Annotated in this window: 14 protein-coding genes; 5 read left to right on the forward strand and 9 right to left on the reverse strand. The window is 64.6% G+C overall.

Features of this window, described 5'->3' with window-relative positions; translation table 11 throughout:
* Nucleotides 1–63 precede the first annotated feature (63 nt).
* Complete coding sequence (catC, locus tag AC57B1_RS08735; RefSeq protein WP_091800467.1) at nucleotides 64–354, forward strand: muconolactone Delta-isomerase; 291 nt, start codon at nucleotides 64–66, stop codon at nucleotides 352–354.
* A 95-nt stretch (nucleotides 355–449) separates the two neighbouring features.
* On the opposite strand, the gene AC57B1_RS08740 is transcribed toward catC, so the two are convergent.
* Nucleotides 450–1,427, reverse strand: a complete 978-nt coding sequence (locus tag AC57B1_RS08740; protein ID WP_496417260.1) for a PDR/VanB family oxidoreductase — start codon at nucleotides 1,425–1,427, stop codon at nucleotides 450–452.
* A 733-nt stretch (nucleotides 1,428–2,160) separates the two neighbouring features.
* Between AC57B1_RS08740 and AC57B1_RS08745 the strand changes: the two genes are divergently transcribed.
* Nucleotides 2,161–2,907 (forward strand): glucose 1-dehydrogenase, encoded by a 747-nt coding sequence (locus AC57B1_RS08745; RefSeq protein ID WP_496417261.1) that lies wholly within the window; start codon nucleotides 2,161–2,163, stop codon nucleotides 2,905–2,907.
* A 105-nt stretch (nucleotides 2,908–3,012) separates the two neighbouring features.
* Here AC57B1_RS08745 and AC57B1_RS08750 read toward each other — a convergent pair whose 3' ends face one another.
* Entirely contained in the window at nucleotides 3,013–3,897 is an 885-nt protein-coding gene (locus AC57B1_RS08750; protein WP_496417262.1) for a LysR substrate-binding domain-containing protein, read from the reverse strand.
* Between the two features lie 119 nt (nucleotides 3,898–4,016).
* On the opposite strand from AC57B1_RS08750, the gene AC57B1_RS08755 reads away from it, so the two are divergent.
* Together AC57B1_RS08755 and phnX are read left to right on the forward strand one after the other, a co-directional pair.
* Complete coding sequence (locus AC57B1_RS08755; RefSeq protein ID WP_496417263.1) at nucleotides 4,017–5,249, forward strand: 2-aminoethylphosphonate--pyruvate transaminase; 1,233 nt, start codon at nucleotides 4,017–4,019, stop codon at nucleotides 5,247–5,249.
* Nucleotides 5,250–5,350: 101 nt separating this feature from the next.
* Nucleotides 5,351–6,154, forward strand: a complete 804-nt coding sequence (phnX, locus tag AC57B1_RS08760; protein WP_408351066.1) for a phosphonoacetaldehyde hydrolase — start codon at nucleotides 5,351–5,353, stop codon at nucleotides 6,152–6,154.
* 249 nt (nucleotides 6,155–6,403) lie between these two features.
* Here the strand turns inward: phnX and AC57B1_RS08765 are convergent, their stop codons facing one another.
* Nucleotides 6,404–7,621 (reverse strand): amidohydrolase family protein, encoded by a 1,218-nt coding sequence (locus AC57B1_RS08765; protein ID WP_496417378.1) that lies wholly within the window; start codon nucleotides 7,619–7,621, stop codon nucleotides 6,404–6,406.
* Nucleotides 7,622–7,846: 225 nt separating this feature from the next.
* Between AC57B1_RS08765 and AC57B1_RS08770 the strand changes: the two genes are divergently transcribed.
* On the forward strand, nucleotides 7,847–8,878 hold the full coding sequence (locus AC57B1_RS08770; protein ID WP_408298018.1) for a sensor domain-containing diguanylate cyclase: 1,032 nt from the start codon (nucleotides 7,847–7,849) through the stop codon (nucleotides 8,876–8,878).
* Nucleotides 8,879–9,036: 158 nt separating this feature from the next.
* Here AC57B1_RS08770 and AC57B1_RS08775 read toward each other — a convergent pair whose 3' ends face one another.
* The 6 genes from AC57B1_RS08775 to AC57B1_RS08800 form a co-directional block, all read right to left on the reverse strand.
* Nucleotides 9,037–11,925 (reverse strand): Hsp70 family protein, encoded by a 2,889-nt coding sequence (locus AC57B1_RS08775; protein WP_496417264.1) that lies wholly within the window; start codon nucleotides 11,923–11,925, stop codon nucleotides 9,037–9,039.
* The gene (locus AC57B1_RS08780; protein WP_091793959.1) at nucleotides 11,922–13,781 is read right to left on the reverse strand and encodes an Hsp70 family protein; all 1,860 of its coding nucleotides are present in this window, start codon (nucleotides 13,779–13,781) and stop codon (nucleotides 11,922–11,924) included. The genes AC57B1_RS08775 and AC57B1_RS08780 overlap by 4 nt, the downstream gene beginning before the upstream one ends.
* Entirely contained in the window at nucleotides 13,778–14,356 is a 579-nt protein-coding gene (locus tag AC57B1_RS08785; RefSeq protein WP_408298014.1) for a DUF2760 domain-containing protein, read from the reverse strand. Before AC57B1_RS08785 ends, AC57B1_RS08780 begins: the two co-directional genes overlap by 4 nt.
* A 395-nt stretch (nucleotides 14,357–14,751) precedes the next feature.
* A complete protein-coding gene (locus tag AC57B1_RS08790; RefSeq protein WP_496417265.1) occupies nucleotides 14,752–16,371 on the reverse strand; it encodes a PqiB family protein in 1,620 nt (539 codons plus the stop codon).
* A 204-nt stretch (nucleotides 16,372–16,575) separates the two neighbouring features.
* Nucleotides 16,576–17,538, reverse strand: coding sequence for a DUF2950 domain-containing protein (locus AC57B1_RS08795; RefSeq protein WP_496417266.1), 963 nt, complete (start codon nucleotides 17,536–17,538; stop codon nucleotides 16,576–16,578).
* 22 nt (nucleotides 17,539–17,560) lie between these two features.
* Nucleotides 17,561–18,907 carry a DUF3300 domain-containing protein gene (locus AC57B1_RS08800; RefSeq protein WP_496417267.1) on the reverse strand — a complete coding sequence of 449 codons (1,347 nt, stop codon included), beginning with the start codon at nucleotides 18,905–18,907 and terminating at the stop codon, nucleotides 17,561–17,563.
* Nucleotides 18,908–19,404: the final 497 nt, after the last annotated feature.

The following is a 19,404-nucleotide window of genomic DNA, read 5'->3' on the forward strand; positions in this document are numbered from 1 at the left end:
TTGCGCGGCGAGATCGGCCGGGCCGCCAGGGCTTTTTGTTATCGATCAGGGATGGGAGCAAGCATGCTGTTTCACGTTGAAATGACCGTCAACCTGCCGGCCGACATGGATGCAGAACGCGCCGCGCGTCTGAAGGCCGATGAAAAAGCGATGTCGCAAAGGCTGCAACAGGAGGGCGTGTGGCGGCATTTATGGCGAATTGCCGGGCGCTACGCGAATATCAGCGTGTTCGATGTGGATAGCCCCGCGCATCTGCACGACGTGCTGAGCCAGTTGCCGCTGTTTCCGTATATGGATGTCGAAGTGCGCGCGCTGTGCCGGCATGCGTCGTCGATTCGCGACGACGACCGGTAAGCACAGACGCTTGAGAAAGGTGCCGCGAGTGCGGCACCTTGTTTGTTACGCGCGCGTCGCCGCTGCGTCAGAAGACTGTATCTGCGGGACGCGCGTCAAAGGTCCAGCACCAGAAGCGGCGACGCGGCGCGCGAAATACAGCAGCAGATCACTTTGCCACTCGCCCGTTCCGCTTTGCTCAGGCAATGATCGCGATGTTCGGGCGTGCCGCTCACCACGTCGACCATGCAGGTGCCGCACACCCCTTCGCCGCACGACGTATCCACTTCAATGCCGATCGACGCCAGTGCCGCGACGATGGTGGTGTCCTTGTCCACGCGCACGGTCGCGCCGCTGCTCGCGATCCGCACATCGAAGGTATCGAGCGCGGCGGTCTCGTTGTTCGAGACACCAGCCGGTTCAGCGGCAAATCGTTCCAGATGGATCGCTTCCGGCACGACACGCGTTTCGCCAATCGCCACCACACGCTCCATGAAAGGCGCGGGCCCGCAGGTGTAGAGGTGCGTGCCTTTGCGCGCATTCGCGAGACAATCGCCGAGCACTGCGTCGAGCCGCTCCCGGGCAACGCCGAAGTGGAGCTTCACATGATCACTGAACGGCGCGCGTGAGAGCAGCGGCAAGAACGCCGCGTGCTCCGCGCTGCGCGCAAAATAGTGCAACACGAAGCGCCGTTGCTGCTTGAGCAGCCGGTAAGCCATGCTCAGCAGCGGTGTTACGCCGATACCGGCAGCGATCAGAATATGTTCTTCGGCGTTCGGCGCGAGCTGGAACAGATTGCGCGGCGCGCCAATGGTCAATTCGCTGCCCACCGTCACGTCGTCATGCAGCGAACGCGAGCCGCCACGCGAGGCGTCTTCGCGCTTCACGGCAAACAGATGGGCTTCACGACGATCCGGGTCGCCGCACAACGAGTATTGCCGCGTGACGCCGGACGGTCCGGTGACATCGATGTGCGCGCCGGGTTCGTAGTGAGCGAACGGTTGCCCGTCCAGGCGCGAGACGCTGAATGAGCGCACGCCGTTCGCTTCGTCGCGGACGCTATCGACGCGTACATTGATGATGGTTCTTTCCATGATCTTGCCGGCAAAAAATGGGGCGGGCGGCGTATGCGGCGTACCGCATACGGTTGTGCGTCAAGGATAAGAAGCCGAGCCAAATCAGGCAAATCGATTAAAAATGGTAAGTTAGATCAGTCAAATTGATAATGGTGCGGCCAGGCGCAAAGCGGCGCCGGTCCGTTATCAACCCGCCCAGACTGGACATTCAATTGATGCCGCGCGAATTCGTTTAATCAAGCAATGGTGGAAAGCGAATGTGAAAGGAGCGACATCGTGTGGTCTGCAATTCTCGATACGCTCGGCGCGCTGGCGGTACTCGTCAGCATCGCCGTGCAAATTGTGTTGATGCTTAAGTGCTGAATTCAATGCGACATAAGCTGCGTCATTGGTATTGACCGAACCGCTCTTGCCAGAACGGCCACGCATTGCAGGCGTGCAAAACGCTGACGGTTCGAGCCGCCTCTGCGGAGCGGCGGCGATCACGGACCGATCTTATGTGCGTGCTTACCGTGCTCCTTTAACTCGCGTTAGAAGATGGCGCCGGGTCTTGCATCAAGCCCACCCGCCATACGAATCCCCCGTCTCCCGATTGTTCGGCTCAACCGACGTATCTATTCGCCTTCAGCCGCTTTATCTGCTCGCCCAAGCTCCCTACATTGTCACCAGTGACAGCGCCACGGCAATTTCCAACGCAGCCCGAGAATCTTCGCGGCAGCATCGGCGCCAATCCCATCTAAAGCAATCGATCATGAGCAAGCTCACAGGTAAGGTTGCGGTTGTAACGGGCGCATCGAAAGGTATCGGCGCGGCCATCGCCAAGGCATTGGCGGCGCAAGGCGCCTCCGTGGTGGTGAATTATTCGTCGAGCAAGGCGGGTGCCGACAGCGTGGTCGCCGCGATTACCGCTGCGGGCGGCAAGGCGGTGGCGGTGGCCGGCGACGTGTCCAAAGCGGCGGACGCGCAAGGCATTATCGATTCCGCTGTGGAAACGTATGGCCGTCTCGACATTCTCGTCAACAACTCGGGCGTCTATGAATTCGCGCCGATCGAAGAGATTACCGAAGAGCATTTCCATCGGCACTTCAACGTGAACGTGCTGGGCCTGCTGTTGACCACGCAGGCTGCGGTCAAGCACCTCGGCGAAGGCGCGAGCATCATCAATATCAGTTCGGTGGTGAGCCGCATCACGCCGCCAAACAGCGCGGTCTATACCGCGACCAAGGGCGCCGTGGATGGCATTACGGGTGTGCTCGCGCGTGAACTCGGCCCGCGCAAGATCCGCGTCAACTCCGTGAATCCAGGCATGGTGACGACCGAAGGCACGCATAGCGCGGGTATCGTCGGTTCCGACCTCGAAGCGTGGGCCATCAGCACGACGCCGCTCGGCCGCATCGGCCAGCCTGACGATATCGCCGATGTCGTGACCTTCCTCGCCTCCGATGACGCGCGCTGGCTGACAGGCGAAAGCCTGATTGCAAGCGGTGGATCGCGTTAAGCGGGTCAACGCGGAGGCGGGTGGCGTGGCCGGATAGCGGCGCGCCCCATTACGCAGCACACGGAAAACCGCTCGCGGGCCACGCCTGAAGGGCGGTTTTCAGCTTTATCCAGCCGGAGTGGCTGCCGCCGGGTTCGGCAACTCGACCGCGAACAATGCATCCAGCAGATTCGACCCCGGCCGCTCGGCAAGCCGCGTAAGCGATTCGATCATCTGCACCTGACAGTCTTCCAGCGGAATCATTCTGATCCGTCGCGATTCATTGAATTCGGCGCGTGCAATCACGCCGACGCCCATGCCTTGCGCGACCGCTTCTTCCAACGCCTCGCGGCCATCCACGTACATGATCGGTTCCACTTGCAGCGATTCGCGCACCAGTTCGATCTCCAGCAACTGCTGCGTGACGGATTGCGCCTCGCGGAAAATCATTGGCTGCTGCACGAGTTCCGTGTAACTCAGCTTGCGTTTCTTGGCCACCGGATAGCTCGCGGGCACCATCGCCACCAGGGGATCGCGCCGCAACACACGCGCTTCCAGCCGGCTGTGCACTTGCGGCGCGGCGGTAATGGCCGCGTCCACGGCGCTCGATAGCACGCGCTGCATGCAATCCGCGGCGTTGGCGATGGACAGCGTCACGACAATCCCCGGATGCAGCTTGCGAAATGCGCTGATCAGCGCGACCGCCAGATCGGGCGCGTCCGCCACCAGCGAGAGCGAGCCGGATTCGAGGCCGCCCGCCGATTCGAGCAGTTGCCGCGCGTCGCGCTCGCAACTGACCATCTGCCGCGTCACGCTGAAAAGGCGCAGACCGAGTTCGGTGGTTTCCACGCCGCGCGGTCCGCGCTCAAAGAGTTTGACACCGAAATCCTGTTCCAGCCGCCGCACGTGGTCCGATACAGCCGGCTGCGAGAGCGAGAGCGCCTGCGCTGCTTTGGAGAACCCGCCATGTTCCGCGACCGCATGAAACGCTCGCAATTGTGCGTATTGCACGTGTGCCTCGTCGCCATATAAGTTATTGCGATACCGGCATCGATTATATCGATTTTACCGATGGTGCGTGTTTCTGTACTGTGTGAGCCACCGCAACAGCGATATCGGAGATTCCGAACATGGACAGCGTGATCGACCGTTCCCCAGCCGCGAGCGCCACAGGGTCGTCCGCGCTTACGTGCGCGCAGCCGCCGAAGGGCGAGCCGTATCTGTTGACGCCCGGGCCGCTCACCACGGCGTTCTCGACCAAAGAGGCGATGCTGCGCGACTGGGGCTCGTGGGACGGCGATTTCCGCGCGATGACCGCGCTCCTGCGCAGCAGCCTGCTGGAAATCGCGGGCGATACGGCGGGCGAGTACGACTGCGTGCCGCTGCAAGGCAGCGGCAGCTATTGCGTCGAAGCCATGCTCGGCAGCCTGATGCCGCGCGACGCTCATGCGCTCGTGCTGGCCAACGGCGCATACGGCAAGCGCATCGCGACCACGCTCGGCTATCTTGGCCGCGCCTGCACGGTGTTGGACAAGGGCGATTATCTGCCGCCGCGCGGCGCTGAAGTCGAACGCATGCTGGACGCCGATCCGCGCATTACCCATGTGGTCGCCGTGCATTGCGAGACCAGCTCGGGAATTCTCAATCCGATCGAGGAGATCGCCGCCGCCACCGCGAAGAAAGGCCGCAAGCTGCTGATCGATTCGATGAGCGCCTTTGGCGCGGTGCCGCTCGACGTGCGTGAGATTGCCTGCGAGGCTTTCGTGTCGTCGGCGAATAAATGCATAGAAGGTGTGCCCGGTTTCGGCTTCGTGATTGCGCGCAAGAGCGCGTTGCAGGAAGCGAAGGGCCGCAGTCACTCGCTCGCGCTCGACGTCTACGATCAATGGGAGGTGATGAACCGCACGGGCCAGTGGCGTTTCACGCCGCCCACGCATACCGTGGCCGCGTTTATCGAGGCGTTGCGTCTGCATAAGCTGGAAGGCGGGCAGGCCGGCCGCCTCGCGCGTTACGCGAACAATCGCGACGTGCTGGTGGCCGGCATGCACGACCTCGGTTTCGAGCCGTTGCTGAACGCGCGCTGGCGCTCGCCGATCATCGTGACGTTTTTTGCGCCGGCGCATCCGTCTTTCAAGTTCGAGACTTTCTATGAGTTGATGAAGCAGCAGGGCTTCATCATCTATCCGGGCAAATTGACGGTGGTGGACAGTTTCCGTATCGGCTGCATCGGCCAGGTGGACGAGCCTGTCATGCGCCGCGTCGTAGAAGCGTGCGCCGAGTCGCTCCGGACGATGGGCGTCGAGCATGCGGCGCCGCCGGCAGCGGCGCTCGAAGAACGCAAGAGACTGGCCGAAGCGGACTGAAGAAGAAGCCGCACGCGTATCGCGCGCACGGCTGGATAGAGCGTGATGAAACACGCGCGGCGCATTGCGCGCGCGATGGAATCTCCCGAGGATCGAAGTAAATGAAGCACGTCAAAGCAGTGATTTTCGATTGGGCCGGCACGGTGGTCGATTACGGTTCGCTGGCGCCGATGGGCGCCTTCGTCGAGACGTTCGAGCAATTCGGCGTGTCGATCACGATCGATGAAGCGCGGGGTCCGATGGGCATGGCCAAGCGCCCGCATATCGCGGCGCTGATGGCATTGCCGCGCGTCGCGCAAGCATGGGCCGACAAATACGGTCACGTGCCGGGTGAAGCGGATATCGACGCCGTGTACGACGTGTTCGTGCCGAAGAACATCGCGGTGGCGGCAAGCTACAGCTCGGTGATTCCGGGCGTCGCCGACGTGGCGAGCGCGCTGCGCAGTGACGATATCCGGATCGGCACGACCACGGGCTATACGCGCGAGATCATGGCCGAGATCGTTCCGGGCGCGGCGGCGCAGGGATTCTCGCCGGACAGCATCGTGTGCACCGGCGATACGCCGGAAGGGCGGCCGTCGCCGTACATGATCTACAAGACGCTGCCGGAACTGGGCGTCTGGCGTGCGAAGAATGCGATCAAGGTCGACGACACCGAGGTCGGCATCGAAGAGGGGATCAATGGCGGCACGTGGGCGGTGGGCGTCGCGGTGAGCGGGAACGCGTTCGGCATGGCCGAAGACGACGTCAAGGCGCTCGCGCCGGATGAGTTCGCATGGCGCCGCAAGGCGGCGATCCAGAAGCTGCAGGCGGCCGGCGCGCACTATGTAATCGACAGCGTCGCGGATCTGATGCCAGTGGTGTACGACATCGAGGCGAGGTTGGCGCGTGGCGAGCGGCCGTGACGCGTAGCGTTGTCGCCGGCGGGACTTGACTCACGCCCGTCGTCGTATCGAGAAAGCGCCTGCCACCAGGCGCTTTTTTATGCAGATGACTCAGGGAGTCGGATCCTGAGCATCTCGCCGCCGGACACATTGCAGCATGACGAGCGACCGGAGTCGTCGTACTTATCTATACGGAGAGGCGATGTGGCAATGCGGGGTCGCTGCGCCGCGCGTGCCCTTGCGAATGAGGGCGGCGGCGCTGAGCGATTGTCAGTGGTTTGCGTGCGCCCCGTTGCGGGTGACGACCCGGCCGTTCGACACTACCAGCTTCCTCGGCGGCCGTGCAACGACCGCATGCGCGAGCGTGTCCGCGTCCACCAGCACGAGGTCCGCGCGCGCGCCCACGTGCAGGCCATAGCCGGTGAATCCGCAGGCGCGCGCGGCGGTGGTGCTGATGCAGTCGAAGGCGATGGCGAGGTCGTCGTCGCGGCGCAGGCCGTAGCGCATCGCGATCAACATCGCGCGTTCGAGCATGTCCGGCGAACCATATGGCGTCCACGTGTCACGCACGCCGTCGTTGCCGCCGAACAAGGTCACACCTTTTTCAATGCACGTTTTGAGCGGCGGAACGGTGGTCGAAGGCGGGGCGGTGGTGAGGAGCGCCACGCGCAGGTCAGCGATTCTTTCGAGCAGGCTGTCGCGTTCGCGCTCGGGCAACGCGCCGAGACAGAACGCGTGGCTGACTACCACTTGCCCTTGCATACCCAGCGCGGCAACCCGGTCGAGCAGCAGACCGAGTGTGAATGCGCCGATTTCGCCCGGCTCGTGCAGATGGATGTCGATGGGTTTGGCATGCCGTTGCGCGAGATCGAAGGTCAGATCGAGCGACGCCACCGGGTCGCCGTCGATCAGCGCGGGGTCGAGCGCGCCGAGCACGTCGGCGCCCGCACTCAATGCTTCGCTGAGCAACGTATCGGTGCCAGGACGGCCAAGCACACCCGATTGCGGAAACGCGACGATCTGCATGTCGAGCACTTCGCGAAGCGTTTCGCGCGTCGCAAGCACGCCTTCCAGATGACGCAAACCCGCGTCGGTATCGATATCGACGTGTGTGCGTAGACGCGTCGTACCCGCCTGCAGGAACGCGCGGGCGAGCGCGAGCGATTGCTGTCCCGCGTCATGTCCGCTCTGAGCACGCCAGCGCCGTTCGTTTTCAATGCGGTCGGTGAGCTTTGGACCGACCTCGTTGCGATACCACGGCAAGCCCCAGTTGGTCTTATCCAGGTGTGTATGTCCTTCGACGAAACCCGGCAACAGCAGCGCGCCGCCGCCGTCCTCGACTGCGACGCCCGGCGCGCGCGCGAGGCCCGGACCGAGTGCGGCGATGCGCCCGGCGGCGATCGATACGTCGACGCGCGCGCCGTCCGACAGATGCACGTTGGTAATGAGCAGGTCGTTCGTCGGCAGATGAGGAGCGGTCGTGGTCATGAAAGCAGGGCGGTTGTCGTACGGAAGATCGGCGGCACGTTGCCGGCGGCGCGTCCAATTGTCTGCTGAATAGACGCGTTGCCGGCCTGACAGGCCATCAAGACGGCGCGTGAATTGTACTTCGCGTGGCCGCGCGAACCCGCATGGGTTGATCTGGCTCATGCGCACTCAAGTTTGGTGAGTATCTGCCGTTGACACGAGCTAACCACATTCTGGAACCCTGCCGTGCAACTCGCCTTCAATAACGATCGTCTGTCCAGCCGGATGCAGTTCGATCCGTCCACCACCGGCGAACCCGAGGTGGAATCGTCGGTGATCGAATGGCTGCTGCATGATGATCAGGTGATGCGCGAGTGTTTCACCCACGCCGCGGAGATCCTCAAGAGCGTGACCGGCGCGTCGATCACCGCGATCACGCTGCTCGACGAGGAGTACCAGCATTACCGCGCCGAGGTCGGCATGGCGATGCCGCTCGTCACGCGTGCGCGCTCGCTCGCCGATTATGCGGTGCGCGACGCCGAGCTGTTCGTGATCGAGGATGCGCACGACGATGCGCGTTTCGGCGAATGCATGCTGGTGCAGCGTCATCCGTTCGTGCGTTTCTATGCGGCGATCGCGCTACGCGCGCCCAACGGCGAGATCGTCGGCGCATTGTGCGCGATGGATCCGTCGCCGGGCCGGCTCGATGCAGGACAACGGGCCGTGTTCTATCACCTGCGCGCAATGATCGAAAACGATCTGAAGATGCGCACGGCCACCGCGATCGATCCGCTGACCCAGTTGTACAACCGCCGTTTCCTGCTGGAAAGCATCACGCGCCGATGGAAGGAGGCGCGCGATGGCGACGTGATGGGTTCGGTCGTGGTCGACGTGGACTGGTTCAAGCAATACAACGACACTTATGGGCATCAGGCGGGCGATCACTGCCTGCGCAAAGTGGCTTCGGTGATGCAGGCGGCGGCCGATGGCGAACGCGTGATCGTCGGGCGCATGGGGGGCGAGGAATTCGGCCTGCTGATGCTGCGAGCCGAACCGGCAGCGCTCGAAAACACGCTCGAAACGCTGCGCCAGGGGGTGGAGGATCTGGCGATCGAGCATCGCGCGTCGCCGCTCGGCATGGTGACGGTGAGCGTGGGCGCGACGCTCACGCGTATTACCGAAACCTCACGGCCCGCGTATCGGGATGGTTTCGCGAGTGCAGACCGGGCGCTGTATCGGTCGAAGCATGGCGGTAGAAACCAGGTGACGATGGCGTAGTGAAGCGTCGGGACGCACGCTGCTGATCACGCCGGCGGGCTTCAATGAAATCCCGACGCCTGAAGATCCTGTCGCGCGATCAAGATCCGCAGGAACCGCAGGAACTCACTTGCGGCGAAAGCGCGCCCAAACGTCGAGCCGCGCCGGTCGCGCATGTTTCAGCTCGCGATCAGTTTCAGCCCTGCCGGTAGCGACTCGCCGAACACGCGGCCTTCGTCCGCGTTATCGAGCTCCACACTCTCGTTCACCATCGTGATCCACGCGCGCGGCGCGTTGGCCGCTTCGAGCCGGCGCACCACCGTGCGGCGCACGTCTTCGGGCAAATCACGCGAGCGGTCGCCGGTCATGCGAGCGATCTGCACGGCGGCAAACGCGGCGGGATCGACCTTCTTCCAGTCGAGCGCGAGTATCGCGTCGAGCCACGCTGAGGCAATCTCCGGTGGCACGACGCTGTGCGCGCTGCCGTAGAAAGGCCGACGCGCACCGATACGCCCGACCGCCCACCAGCTTTGATGATTTTCCGTGGCCTTCTTCAAACGGGTCAGCACCGACTCGCCGAGTTCGATCTTGCGCTCCACAGGAATCCGTTCGAGCGATGCGCTCAGGCGAACCATATCGGTGAAGCCGGTTTTCGCCACGTCGAACGGCAGCTTGTGGCGCGAGTGCGCGGCTTTTTGCAGATACGCCATCGCGTCGAGTACACGCAGTTGCGCGCTCTCGTCGAGGCCGCCCGCGGCGCGACGCCAGAGCGTCCACCATTCCGACCAGACCTGGCCTTCGTTGACGTACTGGATGCCGTCGTCGAAGAGCGACCAGAGTTGTTCGACACGCCATTCGTCGAGCGGATAACCGAAGCCCGGCCGCACGCAATAGCCGGCCAGATTCAGCCAGAGCCGTTCGTGATCCGCCGAGCGGCGCCGACGCCGCGCGCGTTCCCACAGCGCGCCGAACAGTTCACGCAGCAACGCGCTGTTCCAGCTCTCGCGCGGGCCCAGCAAGTGTTCGAGTTGTGAGCGCAGCCGCTTGACTTCTTTGGGATCGACCTTCTGCGCGCGCGAACCGAAGCTGCGGTCGATCTGTTCGATCGCCTCGTCGAGCGCGGGATGGCGGGCTTGAGCGGCATCGGCCGTCAAGTTCACCTGCGCGTCTTCGCGGCGCAACTGGAATTCGAGCAGCCAGCGCTGCGCGGGATTACCCAGTTCGATGCAGTGGACTTCGAGCGTGCCCACTTCGGTGAGCGACGTCGCGATCTGCACCGCGGTTTCGCGTGCGGTGCTCGCGCCGCGCGGCTGCACGATGGTCGCGATCGGCGGCAGGCGAACGAAGTCGCCGCTTGCGAGATCGATCAGCTCGCCGGGCTGATAGACCGTGTCCGCACTCGACGAGACCAGGTGAAAACGCACCGGATGTCCGAGGCGCAACGCGAAGGTGCGATCCGCGATCAGGATCTCGTGGCCTTCTTCCGTGCCGCGCGGCAGCAGGCAGATGCCGCGTGGCACCGGTTCGGCTTCTTGCTTGCCGTCGCCGGCTTCGTCGAGCACGAGAAAGTAGCTGCGCGGCGAGCCGCCGCCGATTCTCGGCGCGTTGCCCGCTCGCGCGAGTGAATAGGCGACCGCTCCGCGTGCAACGGCCACGTCGGGATTGTCGTTATGCAGCACGTTGAGCGCTTCGCCGCGCCACGCGCCCAGCGTGCTCGCCAGACGCTGCGTGAGCGCATCGGCGCGAAACACGCCGCCGTTCAGAAGCAGCGTGTCGGGCACGGGCAGCGTGTGTTCGTCGGCGAGTTGCGGCGAGCCGGACGACTCCGCGCCCAGCGCTTTACGCGACTGCGCCGCGAAACGGTTCAGAAACGCCGCGATATGACGCGTGACCGCGGCATCGGTCGCATAGGGCAGGCCGAATTCGACGATCGCGCCACGCGGCCTGCCGGGCCGTTCGTGCGACGTCACCGCCGGAAAGAAGCCGTCGACGATGATTCGCTCGACCTCATCGCGCGTGACCTGCACCGTGCGTGCGCCGCCGATCAGCTTCGCGCCCGCGCCGAGCAGGGTGATCGACGTCGAGTCGGGCGCCTGCGGGCCGAGCAACTGTTCCTTTGCGTTGCGGCAACGCTCGACCAGTTGCGACAGGCTCGCCGCCGACAAACGCGCGCGCCCGCTCGCCTGGTCCGCGCCCGGCAGCCGCGCTTCCACCAGATGCGCGAGCGCCAGATCCATATTGTCGCCGCCGAGCATCAGATGATTGCCCACGCCGATACGCGTGAGCTGCGGCTCGCCGTCTTTCAGGCCGACTTCGATCAGCGTGAGGTCGGTGGTGCCGCCGCCCACGTCGCAGATGAGGACGAGGCGGGTGTTTGCGAGCTCGCTTGCAAGCCGCTCGCGATGATGAAACAGCCAGTCGTAGAACGCCGCTTGCGGCTCTTCCAGCAGCTTCAGATCGTGCAGGCCGGCCATGCGCGCGGCTTGCACGGTCAGTGCGCGTGCGCCTTCGTCGAAAGAAGCCGGCACCGTCAGCACCACGTCCTGAGTCTCGAGCGGCGCGTCCGGAAAACGGTGGTTCCAGGCCGCGCGCACGTGCGCCAGATAGCTCGCGCTGGCTTCGACCGGCGAGACTTTGAGGACATCGTCGGCAGCGCCCCACGGCAGGATCGGCGCGACGCGGTCGACCGATGCATGCGAGAGCCAGCTCTTCGCGCTCGTCACGAGCCGCCCCGGCACCTGAGCGCCTAGCAGGCGCGCGAGCCGGCCGATCACGACGGGCGGTGGTTCGGCTTGGGCGTTTGCTTGAGCTTCTGCGTGCGCTTTTGTCCGAGCGCCAGTTTGATCCGCACTGGACCACGGCAATTGCAGATCGCCGGGGTTCAGTTCGCCCTGCGCCGCGTGGTAGCGCACCGAGGGCAACAGAGGCCGCGCGGCCACTTCGCCGGGACTTACCAGTTGTTCGATCTCGAAGACGCGAATGAGCTGCGACCCCGCCTCCGCATAGGCGAGCACCGTGTTGCTGGTGCCCAGATCGATACCGACGCTGTACCGCTTCATCTCATTCATGCATTCGCGTTGCCGCGCACGTCGAACTCGACTTTCCAGCGCTCGTCAGTGCCGCGCGGCACGGCTTCGAGTTCGAGCGTGCCCGCTTCGGTGACGCGCGCATGCAGCTTCACCGGCACCACTTCGCCGGCGGTGCGGCCAGAGGCGGGCAGCGTTGCCTGAATCTCTTCGAGCTCCTGCAATTCCTCGGGGCCCCAGAAGTCGAGCAGCGTGCCGACCTGATCCTGACGTCGCACGGACGACCCGAAGAAGCGGAAATGCACCGGCTCGCCGACCACCAGGCCGAATTCCTGCGCCGGCAGCTCGGCCTCGGTGCCTTCTTCCATGCCGAACGGCGCGACGCACAGTGCCTGAATAGGCGGTTCGAGACCGGGCACCGCGGGCATCGCCGATTCGATCGCGATGTAGTACGCGCGCGCCGTGCCGCCGCGAATCCGCACGCCCTGGCCGCGTCGCACGTAACCGTAATAGGCCGCGCCGCGCGCAACGGCGAGGTCGAGATCGGCGCCTTCGAGCAGCCGCGCCGGCGCCGCGCCTTCCGCGCCGAGCCAGTTGTTGAGCGTGCCCATGATGCGTTCGACCAGCAGCGGCGACTTGAACACGCCACCGTTGAACAGCACCGCCGTGGGATGCAGGAAACTCGCGTTTTCCGCCGTGGCGATGTCGCGCAGTCCTTCCAGTTCGGCGAGCGCGCCCACCTGACGGCCGAGAAACGCCGCGAGGTGCCGCGTGATGCCAGCGTCCTGCGCATACGGCAGGCCGAGCTGCGTCAGACCGGCGCGCGCGCGGCTCACCGGACGCGCGGCGCTCTCCACTTGCGGGAAGAAGCCTTCGAGAATCGTCTGGGTCAATTCGGCGCGCGTGAGTTCAGTGCGGATCGAGCCGCCGATCAGCTTCGAGCCGCGGCTCGGCACGACGAGCGGCACGGTGTCGGTAGCCGGGTCGCTGAGCAGCGTTTCCTTGGCCGAGCGGCATGCATAGGTGAGGGCGCGCAGTTGCCACGCGTCGGCCTGGGTGCCGGCGGCGGCCAGCTTGCGCGCGACCACGTGCGCGAGCGCGAGGTCCATGTTGTCGCCGCCGAGCAGAATGTGTTCGCCCACCGCGACGCGATGCAGTTCGAGATTGCCTTCGCGCTCGATCACGGCGATCAGCGAGAGGTCGGTCGTGCCGCCGCCCACGTCCACCACGAGAATGATGTCGCCGACCTTGACCTGCTTGCGCCACTGGCCGCCGCTCTTCTGGATCCAGCTATACAGCGCGGCTTGCGGTTCTTCCAGCAGCGTCATGCTGCCGTAGCCGGCGGCCTCGGCCGCTTCGGCGGTCAGTTCGCGTGCGGCCGGATCGAACGATGCCGGGATCGTCACCGTAATGTCCTGCTCGCTGAACGGTGCGTCGGGATGCGCGTGGTCCCACGCTTCGCGCAAGTGCGTCAGATAGCGCACCGAGCTTTCGAGCGGCGAGACGCGTGCGACTTCAGGCGGCGCGTCGTTGGGCAGGATCGCGGCGCGCCGGTCGACGCCCGGATGGCACAGCCAGCTTTTCGCGCTCGACACGAGCCGGATCGGCGTGGCCGCGCCGCGGCTGCGGGCGAACTCGCCGACGGCGTATTCGCGCTGGCCGGTCCACGGCAGATAGAGGTCGCCCGAGGCGAGTTCGTCCGGATGCGGCAGATAGAGAAACGAGGGCAGCAGATCGAGGTTGTCGATCGCGCCCGGACCCGTGAGCTGGGCGATCGGCAGCACGCCCTGGGTGGTTTTTTCGCCGTCGCTCGCGCTCGTGTCCACATAGGAGAGTGCGCAATGCGTGGTGCCGAGATCGATGCCGATGGCGTAACGTGACTGGCGTGCGTCGCTCATAGCTCCACCTCTGCCGGTGCGATCACCTTGGCGTTGTGACTGTCCGCGAGCTTCGGCAGACGCACTTCCTCGACCCGCCAGCCGCGATGGCTGATGCTGCCGTTAAACGGCGCGCGGCCGACCACATTGCCGGTCAGGCGAATCGAAGCGGCGTCGAAACCTTCGGCCAGCGTGACGCGGCTGCCTTCGGCTTCGTCACGCACCGGGCGGATCGTGAAGTGCTCGCGCAGCGTCGCGCGGCAACCGTCGTGCACGAGGCGCGCGGCCGCGCCGATGTCGGCGTCGCTGTAGCTCTTGATGTCTTCCTCGACGAAATCGATGAAACGCGCGTCGCGTTGCAGCAGGCCGAGCAGTTGCAGGGCGGCGTCGGGGCTGGCTTCTTTCAGCACGGGCGCGGGCTTCGGCGTGGGGGCGGGCGCCGGCGCGGGTGCCGGTACGGGCGCGGCGCTGGCGGCAGCGCCGCCCTCGCGCAAACGCAAGACGCCGGCGGCGAATTCGCCATCGCCGAGAATGCGGAAGAACGTGCTCACGGCCAGGGAAATCCTGCCGAGGAAGGATGGGTTCGAATCGGTCATAAATGCTCCTGAGGTGCTCTGTTAAAGGACGAGCTGTCCTGGCTGCGCCGCACGCGACGGGCCGCGAAGCCGCGCCGGGCCTGCGTGGGCCGCCGTTGTGCGGGTTGGCAAAGGCCGGCGGCATGCCGGTCGCCGACGTCTGATTGATCGGGGAGCGCGGCGCGGTTGGCGCGCGCAAAACCCGTATTTTGCCTTGTGGCGCGGCTGAAGCGGGCAAAGCCGGTCATTCTAGCGGGCAATGCGGCCAGATTGGCGGGTTGTCACGGGCGGTTGTGGGTGGTTGCGGGCGGGCGATGAGCTTGCGGCTGTTCGTCAGTGTGAGGTGTTCGGCGAGGCGGAGTAGCCCTGGCTCGTTAGGTTGTGGGGCAGGGCAAACGGTCTCAGCAGCGCCGATGTCATGGCTTGTCTCCAGGTTTGCCGCGCACGAGCGATTCAGGATGACGCTCCAGATAATCCGCCAGCGCGTTCAGCGATTGCAGCGTGCGGGTCAATTCCTGCAGCGCCTGGTGCACATCCGACTGCAACGGCGAGTCGCGCTGCAAAGTCGCCTCCGCCGAGCCAAAGGTCTGCCTTGCGGCGGCGAGCGTGTCGCGCGCCTGCGGCACGACTTCGGTGTTCAGCCGATTGAACAGCGCATCGGCGTTTTTCAGCGACGTGTTCAGGTTCGCGCCGATCTGATCGAACGGAACCCGGTCGAGTTTCTTCGCGATGTCGGCCACCTGCACCTGTAGCGCGTCGAGCGTATTCGGAATGGTCGGCAGCTCGACCGGCTCGATGCTGCCATCGAACTTGACGGGCGCCGCCTTCGGGAAAATGTCGAGCGCGATATATAACTGGCCCGTCAGCAAGTTGCCGGTACGCAACTGTCCACGCAGGCCCCGCTCGACGAGACGGCGCAGCAGGTCGTGGCTGGCGGTCGAACGGGCCTGCGGCATCGTTTGGTTGCGGGCGCGCCGTCTGAGTCGGTCCGGATACAGGTTCAGCGTCACCGGCATCGTGAAGCTCTGCGTCTGCGGATCGTACTCGACACCAATGTCCGTCACCTGGCCCAGCACGATGCCGCGGAAGTCGACCACCGCGCCCACCGAAAGCCCTCGCAACGACTGGTTGAAATTCATCACGGCGCGCACCGGTACGCCGTCTGGCGCGCGCATGGCGTCCGTTTCGTCGGAGGCGAGGCGGAAGTCGGTCTTCTCCGGTGCTTGCACGCCCATCGGCTGCCCCGGTGGCGTCTGGAATGCGAGGCCGCCGACCAGAATGGCTGCGAGCGACTGCGTGTTGACGACGAAGCCGGCCGAGTCGAGCCGGACATTGACGCCGCTTGCATGCCACCAGCGCGAATTGGTGCCGACGTACTGGTCGTACGGCGCGGCGACGAACACCTGCATGGTCACGCCCGTGCCGTCCTTGTCGAGCGCGATGCCGTAGACCTGCCCCACCTGCACGCGCCGGTAAAAGATCGGCGAACCGATGTCGATCGAGCCGAGCGAATCGCCATGCAGGATGAAGCGGTGGCCTTTCTGGTCGGTGGTGATGGGGGGCGGCGTTTCGAGTCCGACGAAGTGGGTTTGCGTTTGTTTGGAGCGGCCAACGTCCACGCCGATATACGCGCCCGAGAGCAGCGTGCCGATGCCCGACACGCCCGTGGCGCCGACGCGTGGTCGAACGACCCAGAAGCGCGTGTCCTTGACCGCGAAGTTTTCCGCCTGCTTGGTGAGTTGCACGGCGATTTCCACGTGCGATTGATCTTTCGACAGCGTGATCGCCTTGACCGAACCGATTTCCACGTCCTTGTATTTGACCTGGGTTTTGCCGGGTTCGAGGCCTTCGGCGTTCTCGAAGACGATCGTGATCGCCGGGCCGCGTTCGGTGACGGACTTGACGACAAGCGCGATACCGATCAACGCCGCGATCAATGGCACGACCCAGACGAGCGAGGGCAGCCAACTGCGCCGCGGCGCAATGTCAGGATCGGGCAAATCGGGGGGGAGGACGGGTTCTTGCGGGCTATTCATGACTGGGCTCCGAAGCGTGACTGCCTGCGTCCTGGCTCCCGCTCGCCACGCGCTCCTGAATGAGATGCGGGGCGAACTGCCGAGCCGCGTTCACCCCGTGTTCGCCGCGAGATCATCTCGCGTTCACGCCGCGTTCATTCTTTGCCCGGGCGCGGCGCGCGAGGCGCCACACGCTGGGTGGCGCCGGCGACGCAGATGCCCCGTTCAGGGTTGCACGGCCTCCCACGACGGGTCCGGATCGAACGATTTGAGCGCGGTCGCGGTACGTGCCGATTGAGGCCCGAGATTTTTCTGGTAAATCTGCCCGTCCTGATTGACGATAAAACTCATCACGCCGGTCTTGCCATACTCGGCGGGCCACGCGACAAGGCCGTAGCCCTTGGTCATCGTGCCGTTCTCGATGTAGTTCTGGCTGCCGCCTTTCGCATGCGGCCCTTGCGCGCTCAGAATGCGGAAGTGATAGCCGTGATAACCCTCCTTCGAGACGGAGCCGCCATGCGGCATTGCCGCGGCAAGCGGGCCAAGCGGGCTTGCCGGCTCACCCTCCGCAGTGGGCCAGTACAAGCCGTCGTGCTGGCCCGGTGTGCTGAGAATGCGTTGCGCGTAGTGCTGGGTCAATGCCTGGTAGTCGTGTTGCGCATCGAGATAGGCGAGGGAGGTCAGCATTGCCGCGCGCTCATTGCGGCCAATGCGGCGCGTCATGATTTCGTCGCGGCCGGCAGCGGGATCGAAGCGCCAGCCATTGGCCGCTTGCACGAGCGGAATCGGCAGCGTCCAGCCACTGTTGCCGACCGAGAGATGCTTGCTCGCGCGACCGTTGAGCGGCGCCGGATCGTCGACGATCTGGTGTCCTGCCGCCCACGCGCCGAGAAACTCGTAGATATCGTCTTCGCCTACGTTTTTGGTGGGAATGAAGTGCGTGAAATCCTTGCCGAGCACATGCTGCATCGCGGTGTCGTCGTTGCTGGAAAGCGCGTTGACGAAAGCGCTGGCCGCGGCCTCCGCTGTCGGATACACGGCTTGCGCTTGCGCCGCCGACGCGCCGAGCATGAGCGCGGCAAGCCCGAGTGCGCTGCCCGCAAAGTGTGGCTTGAGAGCGCCGAAGGCGCGAGGAAGCGTGTCGGCAAGACGTGCCCCGACGGTCTGGAATGTATGGATACGGATCATGAGCGGCTCCTGTGAGATCGGTTCAACGTTGCCGGCCGAGGTGACGCTGGCCGCCGCCACCCGCACCCAACCCGCCGCCGCGCTGCTGTCCACCGCCGCCCGCGCCGAAGCCGCCGCCGGCGCGCTCGCCACCGCCGCCCGCACCGAAGCCGCCGCCGGCGCGCTCGCCACCGCCTCCCGCGCCCAGATTGCCGCCACGCTGCTGACCACCGCCATTCGCGCCGGGATTGCCGCCGCGGTTGTTCGCCAACTGTTGGCGGCTTGCTTGCCCGCGCTGCATGTCCTGCTTCGCGGCGCTGCCGTCGCCCGCGCCGCGCAGGGCGTTGTCGCGGTTCACGTTTTGCGCGTTGTTGCGAACGTTGGCGGCATTGTTGCCGCCATGCTGGATACCCTGCACGCGCTCACTTGCGGTTCCGCCCAGGTTCTGGCCGGTGCGGTTCTGCAGCGTTTGCTGCGCCTGTGCACGCGAGGCCGACGTATCGCGCCCGCGATACGCGTCGCGCTGCGCGCTGCCCACGTTGGCTGTGGTGTTACGATTGACAGACGCATTACGGTTCCAGTTCGTCGTGCTGCTGTTGACGTCGAGCCGGCGATTCACATTGATGTTGTTGTACTGATTGACGTTGATATTGACACTGTGATTGTTCCAGTTGACGTTGCTCCACAGCGAACTGGTGATCGCCACGCCGGCACCGAACGCGAGTCCTGCGGCGAGGCCGCTCGCCACCGCGTAGCCCGGCGGAGGCGGAACATACACAGGTGGATAGGCTGGATACGGCCACGCGCCGTAGACGACCGTGGGGTTGTAGGTCGGCACGTAGACGACCTGAGGGTTCACCGGCACGATCTGGATGGTGCTCTGCTCGACCACCACTTTCTGCTGCTGGTTGGTTTGCAGGTTGCCGGCCTGCTGCGCCTGCTTGCGCAAACGCTGCACCGAGTCCATCACGTCGTTCGGTTGAGCGAGGAAGGCATTGCCCAGTTGCGTGACCCAGTCGGGTTTCGACGCCATGGTGGCCAGCACTTGCGGAAACGCCACCAGCGATTGCACGCTCGGATCCCACGGCTCGGACCCCACTGCCTTCACGGCGTCGTCACCCTTGAGATTCGGATTGGCTTTCGCCCATGCCTCCGCCGCCGGCACGTCTTGCGGAAAGGTGGACGCCATCAGCACCTGGGCGAGCAGGGCGTCCGGATAGAGCGCGATTGGCGCCGTGAGCGAGTCCAGTTGCTGGTTCGAAATTTTTGCCGGCGCCTGTGCGTAGGCGGCAGGCACCGCGACCTCGAGGAACAACGGTGCGCCGGCCAATACGGTGAGTGTGGCTAGAAGAATCCGCGATCTTCTCTGGTATGCCCTGGAGCGATTCACGATCAAGTCTCCCCTGTTGGAAGTTGTATATGGCGCACGGGTGCGGTGCGTGAGACATCCACATCGGAAACCACTGGGAAGCGATCGGCCATGTGTGGCGGTGCTAACCAGTGCAGCGGACTGCTGCTCGAGATCCGCGCAGGTTCCGCGACAATCGCGCTTCGAACGGACTCCGAATCGTGTTGCAGACAGCCCGCGCATGATGGCAAGATTAATAAACCTTTTCCCACGAATTGTGCAATCTTTTGTTCAAATAAATTCTTGTTGAGTTTCCCTTGTTGTTGGATTAGCGGCGTGGCGTGGCGTGGCGCGGCGTGGCGCATGTGGCGCTTTTGCCGACCTTCAGCCTATCCAACAATGTTCTTGCGTTTCGTGCACAGGTTTCATAGGTCGCTTGAGGAACTGTGAAATCGTCGCCGGGTAGCCAGGCGGGGTCAAGATACATATTGACTCAGCCTGTGCCCGTTTCGTTTGCGGTTTCGATTGCGTGGGACGAC

The sequence above is a fragment of the Paraburkholderia sp. BGA-UO-ETr-F21 genome (assembly GCF_059567925.1).